Source organism: Thermococcus litoralis DSM 5473, from assembly GCF_000246985.2.
Classification (GTDB): domain Archaea; phylum Methanobacteriota_B; class Thermococci; order Thermococcales; family Thermococcaceae; genus Thermococcus_A; species Thermococcus_A litoralis.
This window is the reverse complement of sequence record NC_022084.1, coordinates 1,223,329-1,235,529: the sequence shown is the minus strand read 5'-3', so window position 1 is coordinate 1,235,529 and position 12,201 is coordinate 1,223,329. Positions and strand designations below refer to the sequence as shown.

7 protein-coding genes, 1 pseudogene and 1 CRISPR repeat array are annotated in these 12,201 nt (G+C 40.1%); of the genes and pseudogenes, 5 read left to right on the top strand and 3 right to left on the bottom strand.

Annotated elements, in window-relative coordinates:
• Nucleotides 1-9: 9 nt before the first annotated feature.
• The 4 genes from OCC_RS06655 to OCC_RS06640 are packed head-to-tail and all read left to right on the top strand — an operon-like array spanning nucleotide 10 to nucleotide 3,533.
• Entirely contained in the window at nucleotides 10-522 is a 513-nt protein-coding gene (locus tag OCC_RS06655) for a DUF3201 domain-containing protein (RefSeq protein WP_004066169.1), read from the top strand.
• A gap of 8 nt (nucleotides 523-530) precedes the next feature.
• Entirely contained in the window at nucleotides 531-1,682 is a 1,152-nt protein-coding gene (locus tag OCC_RS06650) for an RsmB/NOP family class I SAM-dependent RNA methyltransferase (RefSeq protein ID WP_004066170.1), read from the top strand.
• Nucleotides 1,682-2,695, top strand: a complete 1,014-nt coding sequence (locus OCC_RS06645; protein ID WP_004066171.1) for a flippase-like domain-containing protein — start codon at nucleotides 1,682-1,684, stop codon at nucleotides 2,693-2,695. Before OCC_RS06650 ends, OCC_RS06645 begins: the two co-directional genes overlap by 1 nt.
• Before the next feature lie 4 nt (nucleotides 2,696-2,699).
• Entirely contained in the window at nucleotides 2,700-3,533 is an 834-nt protein-coding gene (locus OCC_RS06640; RefSeq protein WP_004066172.1) for an NAD(+) kinase, read from the top strand.
• Nucleotide 3,534: 1 nt separating this feature from the next.
• On the opposite strand, the gene OCC_RS06635 is transcribed toward OCC_RS06640, so the two are convergent.
• The 3 genes and pseudogenes from OCC_RS06635 to OCC_RS06625 form a co-directional block, all read right to left on the bottom strand.
• A complete protein-coding gene (locus OCC_RS06635; RefSeq protein ID WP_004066173.1) occupies nucleotides 3,535-4,509 on the bottom strand; it encodes a bifunctional N(6)-L-threonylcarbamoyladenine synthase/serine/threonine protein kinase in 975 nt (324 codons plus the stop codon).
• Between the two features lie 126 nt (nucleotides 4,510-4,635).
• Nucleotides 4,636-9,299: direct repeats of the CRISPR family, unit length 30 nt; unit sequence CTTTCAATTCTTTTAAAGTCTTATTGGAAC.
• A gap of 485 nt (nucleotides 9,300-9,784) precedes the next feature.
• A complete protein-coding gene (locus OCC_RS06630) occupies nucleotides 9,785-10,300 on the bottom strand; it encodes a flavin reductase family protein (RefSeq protein WP_004067909.1) in 516 nt (171 codons plus the stop codon).
• Nucleotides 10,301-10,325: 25 nt separating this feature from the next.
• Nucleotides 10,326-11,660: pseudogene (locus OCC_RS06625) on the bottom strand (acetate--CoA ligase family protein).
• Between the two features lie 71 nt (nucleotides 11,661-11,731).
• Here OCC_RS06625 and coaD point away from each other — a divergent pair.
• Nucleotides 11,732-12,199 (top strand): phosphopantetheine adenylyltransferase, encoded by a 468-nt coding sequence (gene coaD / locus OCC_RS06620; protein WP_004067906.1) that lies wholly within the window; start codon nucleotides 11,732-11,734, stop codon nucleotides 12,197-12,199.
• The last annotated feature ends 2 nt before the right edge of the window (nucleotides 12,200-12,201 follow it).

The following is a 12,201-nucleotide window of genomic DNA, read 5'->3' as shown; positions in this document are numbered from 1 at the left end:
GTGAGAATTATGAAAATGATTGAAATTCACAATCATCTAAACAAAATCTGGGGTGAGATTTTTGAGTTAAACGAGGTGCTGAGAGAAAAGCTTAAGCCCCTTGGCTTTAAAGTCGAACCTGTGGAAGAAGTTTTCAATGCGTATATTTTCCTTGAGGGTGAATGGAGAGAGATGCTCTATCCTCACCCTGCTTTTGAGATAAAGCCTCAGGGGGAGGTAGGAGCAACAATTCAAAGCTTTTACTTCGTGTTTGGGATTCCTAAGGAAAAAATAACCAAAGAATTTGTCGTCGAGTTTCTCAAAAGATTCCCAAAAAGCTATATTTACGGAACGGAGAACTTTTTGGAGGATATCTACAATCACCACTCCCCCAGAAACCCTGATGAAGTTTACATGGATATAAAAAGAGGTCAAGAACAGGTTTTTCAGTTTGAAGTTGAGGCTGAAGATAGCCAAGATATTGAAAACAAGCTCTTCGAATTTATAGAACTGGCAAAGAAGTATAAAGTCCTTGAGATTTAGGTGATCTCATGTACAAGGAAGCTTTTCCAGAAGAGTTACAAAGGTACTATTACAACCTTTTTGGAAGTGAAGCGGAGGAGATAATGAAAAAGCTGAGGGAGCCGGTAGAGAAGTACTACATAAGGGTCAACACACTTAAGATAAGCAGGCAGAAGCTCATGGAAGAGCTTAGAAAAGAAGGGTTAAAACCAAAAAGAAGTCCATACCTTGAAGAGGGCATCTATTTTGAAAGGGAAGGGCCGAATTTTCCCGACGATTATGAACCTAAGTTGCCGAAGGTCGTTGCAAATAAATTTGCAGCGGAGAGTGTTTACCAAGGTGCTCAGCTCTATGCTCCAGGCGTATTAAAGGCCGATAAAGGGATAAAGGAGGGAGATGAAGTTCAGATAAGGGATCCTAAAGGACTTCTCGTGGGCATAGGCATTGCAAGGATGAGCGCCAAGGAAATGGTTGTTGCCACGAGGGGAATAGCCGTTGAAGTAACTCTCCCCAAATTCAAACTCCCAAGTCTGAATGAATTAAAAGCCTATGAAAAAGGCTACTTCTATGCCCAAAGCCTTCCTTCCATGGTTGTTGCCCATATTCTGGAACCACAGGAAGAAGACCTTATAATTGATATGGCAGCTGCTCCTGGTGGAAAAACTTCCCACATAGCACAGCTCCTTGAAAACAGGGGAGAGATAATAGCAATAGACAAATCTAGAAACAGACTCGCCAAAATGGAGAAAGAGCTTAAGAGACTTGGGGTGAAAAACGTTAAGCTCGTTCAAATGGACTCAAGAAATCTGCCGGGTCTTGGGATTAAGGCCGATAAAATCCTCTTGGATGCTCCGTGCACGGCTTTAGGGGTAAGACCAAAGCTCTGGGAGACGAGAACGCCGAAGGACATTGAAGCGACGGTAAGATACCAGAGACATTTCATAAACGCTGCAATAAAAAGCCTTAGAAAAGGGGGGATACTTGTTTATTCTACATGCACCTTAAGCTACGAGGAAAATGAGGGGAATGTGCAGTATATGCTAAAGAAGGGGCTAAAGCTTGAGGAGCAGAAAATTTTTATAGGCTCACCCGGATTGGGGATAAAGGAAGTACAACGCTTTTACCCTCATAAGCACCTCACTCAAGGCTTCTTCATTGCAAAGCTAAGGAAGGTGAGCTGATGAAAAAAAGGAACTCCCTCATGATCTTTGTTGGAATTGGAGTTATAATAGCACTTATATGGTGGGCAGGGGTAGAGGAGACGTTGAAGCTTGTGATGGAGGCTAAGCTTGAATATTTTCTCTTGGCATTGCTTATGCAAATTCTTGCAACCCTTGCATGGGCTTTTAGGTGGAGAATATTTCTAAAAAGAGCCGAAGTGAGGGTTCGGGTGAGGGATATTATAATTGCCACTATGGTTGGGATATTTGCGAACAACCTAACCCCAGGTGCTAGGGCGGGAGGAGAGCCAGCTAGAATGTATGTGATAACCAAAAAGTCCAATAGCGGCTATGGTCAAGTTTTTGCAACTATAATGGCCGATAGGATTTTGGATGTTATTCCAGTCCTCATTTTTACCCTTCTTGCGTTTAAGTACGCTCTCTCATTAAAGGTAAAGCTCCTATTGTCTGTCCTTTCCATATCAACGGTAGTGCTTCTTTTGATAGTGGTTGTAAGCCTCTTGATTTCTTTGAATGAGAGCTTGGCCTTTAAGGTGCTTAATAAGATAGCGGGGCTTATAAAGCGTGTATTTCCAGAAAAGTTTGCAGGAATAGAAGAGACACTCGAAGAAAAGCTCAAAAAATCCATAATGGATTTTAGAAAGACTTTTCTGGAGCTTTCCAAAGACCCGGTTGTGTTGGGTAAGACCTTATTCTATTCTCTAGCCCTCTGGGTGTTCATGCTCCTTAGGACTTACTTTGTCTTTGAAAGCATTGGGTACCATCTTGAGATTCAAAAGATTCTAATGGTTCAAATGGCCGGCATTGCTCTGGGAATGATAAGCATCCTTCCCGGTGGGGTTGGAATAACGGAGGCAGTTAACTCTGCCCTCTATCTTAGCTTGAGAATTGATAAGAGTTTAGCCGTTACCGCGACGGTCTTAGATAGGTTTATATCCTTCTGGCTCCCAACAATTATTGGGGGAGGATTGAGCGTTTATCTTGGTGCAAAGCTAAGCAAGGGTAGAGCGTGAGATCATGAAGTTTGGAATCGCCGCTCGAAGAGACCGTGAGGAGGCTTTAAAGCTTGCATATAGGGTATACGACTTTCTCAAGGTAAGTGGTTACGAGGTTTACGTTGATGAAGAAGCCCATGAGAATTTTCCACATTTTTCTCCTGACGATGTAATCCCCCTTGAGAGAATGGATGTTGACATGATGATAGTCATTGGAGGAGATGGGACTGTTCTGAGAGTTGAGCATAAAACCACTAGAGATATTCCCATTCTGGCAATAAATATGGGTACTTTGGGCTTTTTGGCAGAGGTTGAACCTGCAGAAACTTTTTTCGCTATTTCCAGAGTTCTTGAGGGAGACTATTTCATTGATGAGAGGATGAAAATCAGGACTTTTGTTGAAGGCTTTAACAACATACCCGACGCACTTAACGACGTTGTAGTTTTAACCGGAATTCCGGGTAAGATAACCCATCTCAAATACTACATTGATGGGGAGCTTGCCGAGGAGATAAGGGCTGATGGTCTAATAATATCAACTCCTACAGGCTCAACGGCTTACGCCCTTTCGGCTGGAGGCCCTTTAGTTGACCCCCGCTTGCATGCTATTCTTCTAGTCCCCTTAGCCCCAGTTGCCCTTACTGCAAGACCCCTTGTTGTCCCGGACTCTTCCTCAATTGAGATAGAGGTATTGACGGAAAGGGAAATTATTCTCACCGTTGATGGACAGTTCTATACCCAACTTCCACCCCATTTGAGAATAAGAATTGAGAAATCTCCCAGAAAAACAAAGTTCGTAAGGTTCTCGAAGAGGATCTATCCAAAATACACGCTAAAGATAAAAAAGAAGTTTTAAGCTACCAGGTTACCTCTACTTCGTCGGTTCTAAACTTTTGCTTGACTACTGTTTCTTCAAGGTTAAACTTTATGCCGGCTTTAAACATCCTCAGGCCGGTATAGGCTATCATCGCTCCGTTGTCCCTGCATAGGTCATAAGGCGGCACGAAGAATTTCACACCTCTATCTTCGCACATTATCCTAAGCATTTCCCTCAAGCGGTTGTTGGCAGCTACCCCCCCTACAAGAACTACTTCCTCTTTTCCTGTATGTGCTACAGCTCTTTCGGTAACCTCAACCAAAGCTGCAAAGGCAGTTTCTTGGAAAGAATACGCCAAATCTTCAACCCTATACTTCCCAGTCTTGTATTTTCTAACTGCCTCCGTTAAAATTCCGGAGAAGCTTAGATCCATGCCCTTAACCGCATAGGGGAGCTCGATATATTTTTCCCCTTTCTGAGCGAGCTTTTCTATCTTTGGCCCGCCCGGGAATCCTAAACCGAGCTCTCTGGCAAACGTATCTATGGCGTTGCCTATGCCTATATCGAGGGTTTCTCCAAAAACCCTGTACCTACCACCCTCCAAAGCCAGCACTTGAGTGTTGCCTCCGCTTACGTAAAGACCAACCGGATCTTTTACTCCGAACATCTTTGTAATTTCCACGTGGGCGATGCAGTGATTAACTCCAACAATGGGTTTGTTGTATCTTATAGCTAAAGCCCTTGCGGCAGTTGCCACAACTCTCAAAGCCGGCCCCAATCCAGGCCCTTGGGAGAAAGCAATTACATCCAGATCTTCTATGCTAATTTTGGCCTCTTTAAGGGCTTTTTTCAAAAGGGGTTTTAAGAGCCTCGCGTGGTGTTCAGCGGCTTCCTTTGGGTGTATGCCACCTTTTTCGGTTGTGAGAGTGTCAAATACGTTGGCGAGAACTTTATCTTCCGTCACAATCCCTATGCCGAGTGTATGTGCTGTTCCCTCAATCCCTAACGCTATCATCAAAAGGAGTACTTGATGAGCATTTAAAAGTGTTGTTCATTAAAGAGAGATAAGGATTTATTGGAGCCAAGTAGGTTGTTCAGGCTTATGAGTTGCCTCAAGAAGCTCAAGCTCGAAAAGAAAGAACTTTCAATTCTTTTAAAGTCTTATTGGAACCGATGAGCCTGTCGTCGAGCCCAAGCAAATCCATCAGCTTTCAATTCTTTTAAAGTCTTATTGGAACACATCGAATATACGTTTTCATTAATTGAAGGCTACATACTTTCAATTCTTTTAAAGTCTTATTGGAACATACAGATTTTGCTTCAGAGTTCGAGTTAAGAGCCTTTCAATTCTTTTAAAGTCTTATTGGAACGCGAGGTATTTTAGAGTTCTGAGAAAAATGGTTTCTCTCTTTCAATTCTTTTAAAGTCTTATTGGAACAAGTAGTGTCTCCAGATTCCTCTGGTAAGTATTACCTCTTTCAATTCTTTTAAAGTCTTATTGGAACGTGGGAGCACGTCAAGATTTCAGCAAGGGCTATGGAGAAGTTCTCTTTCAATTCTTTTAAAGTCTTATTGGAACCTACATATGCTAATGCAGCTATAGAGGCTTATAATGCTTTCAATTCTTTTAAAGTCTTATTGGAACTGCAAATGGGACGGCAATTGAGTATGTTGTAAAAAGCTTTCAATTCTTTTAAAGTCTTATTGGAACGGAGACTTGGGACGCAGTGAATAAGACGGCTAAGGTACTTTCAATTCTTTTAAAGTCTTATTGGAACTCGAGGAGAACTCATAGTAGAGATGAAAGATTAACTTACTTTCAATTCTTTTAAAGTCTTATTGGAACCAAGGTCGGAGCACCACCGAAAGTGTGTAAAGCCTGCTTTCAATTCTTTTAAAGTCTTATTGGAACTCTCATCCCCGAGGTACCTCAGCGGGATAACACTAAATATGCTTTCAATTCTTTTAAAGTCTTATTGGAACGACCTCCGCTTCTTTTTCAGAGAAGACAATCTTGAGAATCTTTCAATTCTTTTAAAGTCTTATTGGAACTGTAATAGTCAACTGCCTTGATGCCCAATTTGGCTAACTTTCAATTCTTTTAAAGTCTTATTGGAACTTAAATGATGAAGAAAGGAAGTTTTTGATAAGGCATCTTTCAATTCTTTTAAAGTCTTATTGGAACTAATAAACGGCATTGTTAAGGAAGCAAACATAAAGTTCTTTCAATTCTTTTAAAGTCTTATTGGAACTTGACTATATGAGCAGTGAGGACTTTAGCAAGGCATCAACTTTCAATTCTTTTAAAGTCTTATTGGAACACTAAGGACTTGATGAACGAGAATATGATTTATTCATTCTCTTTCAATTCTTTTAAAGTCTTATTGGAACGATTATGAAGCCGTGGTCTACGACAGGAAGACAATGCGTCTTTCAATTCTTTTAAAGTCTTATTGGAACAGGGCATACCTAAAAGGCTCAGTGCACTTAAAACGGCCTTTCAATTCTTTTAAAGTCTTATTGGAACCTCATCATATGCGTATGTCTCTATAACTGCGAAGTGCTTTCAATTCTTTTAAAGTCTTATTGGAACGGTTATGCAGGGTTCACGGGTGCAGTAGTTACTGCAGCACTAAGCTTTCAATTCTTTTAAAGTCTTATTGGAACTTTGTTCCAGAATTGGAACAAAAATGTTCCTATCACTTTCAATTCTTTTAAAGTCTTATTGGAACTCTTCTAAAGTCTTATTGGAACCTTGGACCTTTGTGAGCTGGCTACTGAGCATAATCTTCTTTCAATTCTTTTAAAGTCTTATTGGAACCACACGCAATAGGCTTGAACAATAAGAAATATCTAAGCTTTCAATTCTTTTAAAGTCTTATTGGAACCCATACTTGGCCTTAGCAGTTATATTATTCCTTATCGGCGGCTTTCAATTCTTTTAAAGTCTTATTGGAACCGTCAAGATAGTCATCATAGAGATATTTCTTCCCGTTCTTTCAATTCTTTTAAAGTCTTATTGGAACAGCATTGTTGCAAACCTTGAGAACATGGACGAGGATACTTTCAATTCTTTTAAAGTCTTATTGGAACCTTACTATATACAATCCGCTCAACAGGGACGTTACGGCTTTCAATTCTTTTAAAGTCTTATTGGAACAAAATGCCCGCGAAGGTGCTTAATGCCTTCGAAGTGCTTTCAATTCTTTTAAAGTCTTATTGGAACTTAAAAATCAATTTCGAGAAAGTCCCGCTTTTATTTTTCTTTCAATTCTTTTAAAGTCTTATTGGAACGTGTTCCAAGACCCATTAGGAGCTAACCCTGTATTCGACTTTCAATTCTTTTAAAGTCTTATTGGAACCGCAATCACTTCCTTGACAGGTTTATCCATGTCTACTCTTTCAATTCTTTTAAAGTCTTATTGGAACACTGTTGGCAAAGATGGAATAGCGCTCAAAAATGCAGCTTTCAATTCTTTTAAAGTCTTATTGGAACTCTAAAAAGCTTGAAAAAACTCTCGCAAAAAACTTTTTGCCTTTCAATTCTTTTAAAGTCTTATTGGAACGGGTGTTTACCTACCGAACTACAACATAAGCGTAGTTACTTTCAATTCTTTTAAAGTCTTATTGGAACTGGAGAGCCGGGTTGGTGGATTGATGGGGGTGGTGTGAACTTTCAATTCTTTTAAAGTCTTATTGGAACGAACAAAGGGCTGGTGGACCTGAATGGTGGTAAGGTTCTTTCAATTCTTTTAAAGTCTTATTGGAACCGAGCCCTAGCACGATTAAGTCTATATCTACCATCCTGCTTTCAATTCTTTTAAAGTCTTATTGGAACCAGCTGGGCAATATTTCAGTGACTTTCATGGACAGCACCTTTCAATTCTTTTAAAGTCTTATTGGAACGGTACTCAGACGAATATCCTGAAAAACGGAGATACACCTTTCAATTCTTTTAAAGTCTTATTGGAACGACTTGAACCAGTTCCAGGTGTGGATTTACGACACGGGCTTTCAATTCTTTTAAAGTCTTATTGGAACGTCGGTTCTCCTGTGCAGGACATCTAACTCCCACCAGGCTTTCAATTCTTTTAAAGTCTTATTGGAACAGCATCCTTGTTTCTTTAGGAATCGCCACTCTCCCTTCTTTCAATTCTTTTAAAGTCTTATTGGAACTTCTTATTATCATTCTCTCCCTTCTCTTACTCATGGTGGCTTTCAATTCTTTTAAAGTCTTATTGGAACTTGGCTACTGCTATGACGCTCTCCATTGTCCTCACTTTCAATTCTTTTAAAGTCTTATTGGAACGTCGTGTAGTAGTAGAAGCCCTTCTCGCGCTGTAGAGTCTTTCAATTCTTTTAAAGTCTTATTGGAACTGTTTCGGGGAAACTTTCAGTTCGTCGAGTTCGGTCTTAACTTTCAATTCTTTTAAAGTCTTATTGGAACATGACCGTATTCATCGAAAAACTGTTTTACTGCAAAGCTTTCAATTCTTTTAAAGTCTTATTGGAACACGCCACCATGATAAAAATAAAACATAAATCATATTTACTTTCAATTCTTTTAAAGTCTTATTGGAACTAATCCAAGTGCTGGAGATGTTGTTTATCTTGAATACCTTTCAATTCTTTTAAAGTCTTATTGGAACTAATGTGCTAAGGGAGTTATTAGAAGACAGCTCAGAGCCTTTCAATTCTTTTAAAGTCTTATTGGAACTGCATTAGATCGGGGACGAGTAACGAAGAGAGTAGAGCCTTTCAATTCTTTTAAAGTCTTATTGGAACGTGTCAAGAGTGCTGTTTGCTAGTGCGTCCTTGACTACCTTTCAATTCTTTTAAAGTCTTATTGGAACTGGACTATGAGAGAGTGTTAAGGATTGATCTTGATGATACTTTCAATTCTTTTAAAGTCTTATTGGAACGGCAGAAAACGGAGAAAGGAGATACAAAAGAGGAATACTTTCAATTCTTTTAAAGTCTTATTGGAACCAAACACGCAAGTAACCTTTACCGTTACCCTCACAAATAACTTTCAATTCTTTTAAAGTCTTATTGGAACATATGTAAGGTCATGTAAGGAATGTAAGAACCATTGAGCTTTCAATTCTTTTAAAGTCTTATTGGAACACTTACAATAGACTTTGGCATCCAGCCAGACCCTGATCTTTCAATTCTTTTAAAGTCTTATTGGAACCCGTACTTACGTGAACGGGCAGTTGGTCGATACTCACACTTTCAATTCTTTTAAAGTCTTATTGGAACGGATTTCAATGTAGTAAAAGTTGTTGTCTCTTTTGGTAACTTTCAATTCTTTTAAAGTCTTATTGGAACTTACATAGTCAACATCAAAGAACCTCCACTCTCCTTCATCACTTTCAATTCTTTTAAAGTCTTATTGGAACCCGATAGGGTGAAAGGTGAAAGGGTGAAAAGTGATTCCTTTCAATTCTTTTAAAGTCTTATTGGAACCTTAAAATTGCCAAAAGAAGAACAAGAGAGGATTTTCTTTCAATTCTTTTAAAGTCTTATTGGAACTTTCTCTGGGGATTGGACTTGTAGCAGTTGCAGTAATCTTTCAATTCTTTTAAAGTCTTATTGGAACCCCTAACCCTACCTTAAATCTCTCCTGCTGCTCTCGTCTTTCAATTCTTTTAAAGTCTTATTGGAACGTCGGCCGTGTGCTCGGTAATGGTCTCGCTTTAATAAACTTTCAATTCTTTTAAAGTCTTATTGGAACATCAAAATCATCGAAGAACTCAAAGACTGCGTCGCCGTCTTTCAATTCTTTTAAAGTCTTATTGGAACAGGGGCGATTTTTCCTCTAAACTCCTCAAAGAGTAATTAGAAGGCCCGAATCTTATAAACTTTTCTTCAAAGGGTCAATAAAACTCCCCTCAGAAAGCTCGAATTCGAGCCCTTGAGAGAAACCTTGAAACTCAACCACACTTGAAACTCCTCCTTTTTGTCAATGCTCAAGAATGTTCATGAGACTTCCAGAGGCGAAATAGGAGCTTAAATCAAAAATAAGCTCACAAAAACGCCTTAAACTAAAAATGGTTAAATTTCCATGAGGAGAGGATACCAAAGAAGTCCTAAAAAGTCTTTGTTTAGAATTTCGAAAAAATTTCGTTATAAACTTTTAAAATTTTTGTAACCTTTTGTTTAATAGTAACCTTCAGTTACTAAAGACTTCCAGAGCATTCTTAGAGCCTTGAACTCAAAATTAATCCTTCAGAGGGCAGAAAATCCAAAAAGAGAAAATTTAAACATGATAACGTGCTATTTTGCAATTATTCTGACTTGTAAATCTTCTTCTCGAAGGTAACGAAGTCAGTCCATGCTGCATGTGCGAGGAAGTTTGCGCTCATAACATCTGGCTTTCCGTTCTTGAATGCTTCCTCTTTGTAGGTATAACCAACAACTTCGCCAACGAACCATGTGTGGTCTCCATAATCCCTGGCATCAACCACTTTGCATTCTATGTTTGCTAATGCCTCTTTTATGCTCGGCGTAGCTATTTTTGTGGAGTCGACGAGGGTTATGTTCATCTCCTTAAGCTTTGAGGGTCCTCTCTTTGTTCCCGCAATCCAGACGTCTCTGAGCATTTCCAAGCCCGGAACGCTGATAACAAACTCCTTGTATTTTGAGATCAGCCGGTGAGTGTATCTTTTTGGAGAAACTGCCACTCCCACCAGAGGCGGCTTGTGAGAAAGGACTGTTACCCAGTCAGCTGCCATAACGTTTGTTTCCTCTCCCTGTCCTGAGACTATCAGGTATGTTCTCATTGGATAAATCAAGTGATGCATCGTTCTCACCCCTATGTGTCTTTTTCTACTTCGTTTTAAAAGCCTTTCTCAAACTAAGCCAGTAGAGGGCTTTGGCTGCTCTCTCCGGTGTCGGGAAGTTTTTGATACCGCAGGTATTTAAAAGCTTCACACCCTCTTTTACAAGTTCTCCGGCCATAAAATTGACCACAACTGGCTTGTCGCACTTGGCATCTATGACTGCCTTTGCTATCTCTTCACTCGGTATGAATATCGGCGGAACGCAAATAACTAGCAGTGCATCAATGTTTTTATCCCTGGAAACAACTTCTATAGCTCTTTTGTACCTCTCGTAGTCTGCATCTGCTATCAGGTCAATTGGATTTTTTGTTGAGCACTGTGGAGGCAGGAATTTTTTGAGCTCCTCTACGGTTTTTTCTTCAAGCTTTGCAATCTCTAGTCCCAGCTTTTCGGCTTTGTCGGTAGCTAAAACTCCAGGGCCACCGGAATTTGTTATTATGGCTATTCTCTCCCCTCAGCTCTCGTACATCTCAAAGATTTTTGCCGCATCAAAGAGCTCCTCCATCTCTTCAACTTCTATTGCCCCAAACTGCATAAAAACACCTTTGTAAATTTCATAACTTCCTGCTAAGCTTCCGGTATGGCTTTGGGCTGCTTTGCTGCCGCTTTTACTTTTTCCGGCCTTGAGAATTATCACGGGCTTTTTGGAAGTGGCGTATTTTAAAGCTTCAACAAACTTCTTCCCATCTTTTACCCCTTCAATGTAGAGGGCTATCACTTTGGTGTTCTCATCGTCGGCAAAGTACCTCAAGAAGTCGCTTTCCGTTAAATCGGCCGCATTGCCGTAAGAAACGAAGGCGGAAAATCCTATGCCTTCCTCATTCCCCATAGCCAAGGCTGCACCGCCGAAGGCTCCGCTTTGGGAGATTAAGGCTAAGCCCCCCTTCTTGACCCTGACTTCAAACGAGCCAAAGAACTCTGCATGAACTCCAAAAATTCCGGCACAGTTGGGCCCAATGATTCTTACTCCCTTCTCTCGAGCCTTTTCAACGAGTTCTCTCTCAAGCTCAACGTTGCCTATCTCACTAAATCCAGCACTTATAACCACTGCTCCCTTAACCTTTTCCTCAATTTCCTCAATTAGAGAAGGGACGAGCTTTGCGGGAATCGCTATTATAGCAACGTCAACACCTTTTTCAAGCTTTTCTGCAATTCTAAGTTTTCTCCCAGCTACTTCGACTTCTCCTCCTTTGGGATTCACTGGAATAATCTCGCCCTTAAAGCCCCCTTCAACTATATTCTTCAGTATCTCGTAAGCTATTGCACCCTTCTTGAAGGAGCCAAATACCGCTACCGATGAAGGATAAAAGAAAAAGTCCATTGGATCACCTCCAAAACTTTTTCAAATAGCAATACAAAAATTTATTGGTTCATTGATAAAGAGGGATAACGATGAGGAAGTACAGAAAGGTTGTGGTTGGTGGAACCTTTGATAGGCTTCATTTAGGTCACAAAGCCTTGCTTAGAAAGGCTTTTGAGGTGGGCAAGTACGTCTACATTGGTCTGACTTCCGATGAAATGATAAAAACTAAACCCTACGCTGAGAGAATCCTTCCGTATGAAATTAGGCTGAGGGATTTGCTAAAGTTTTTTGAGATAAACGGGTACAAAAACTATCGAATAATAAAAATACACACTGCAATAGGCTTTGCAGACAGAATAAAGAGTTTAGATGCAATAGTTGTTAGTGAGGAAACATATAAAGGTGCCCTCTTGGTGAACAGAGCGAGAAAGGAAAAAGGTCTAAAACCTCTTGACATTGTTACCATAAAGCTAATTAAAAGCAAGCTTGGGGATAAAATAAGCTCTTCCTTAATAAGGGCTGGCCTGATAGATCCTTTCGGGAACCCAAAGAGGTGATA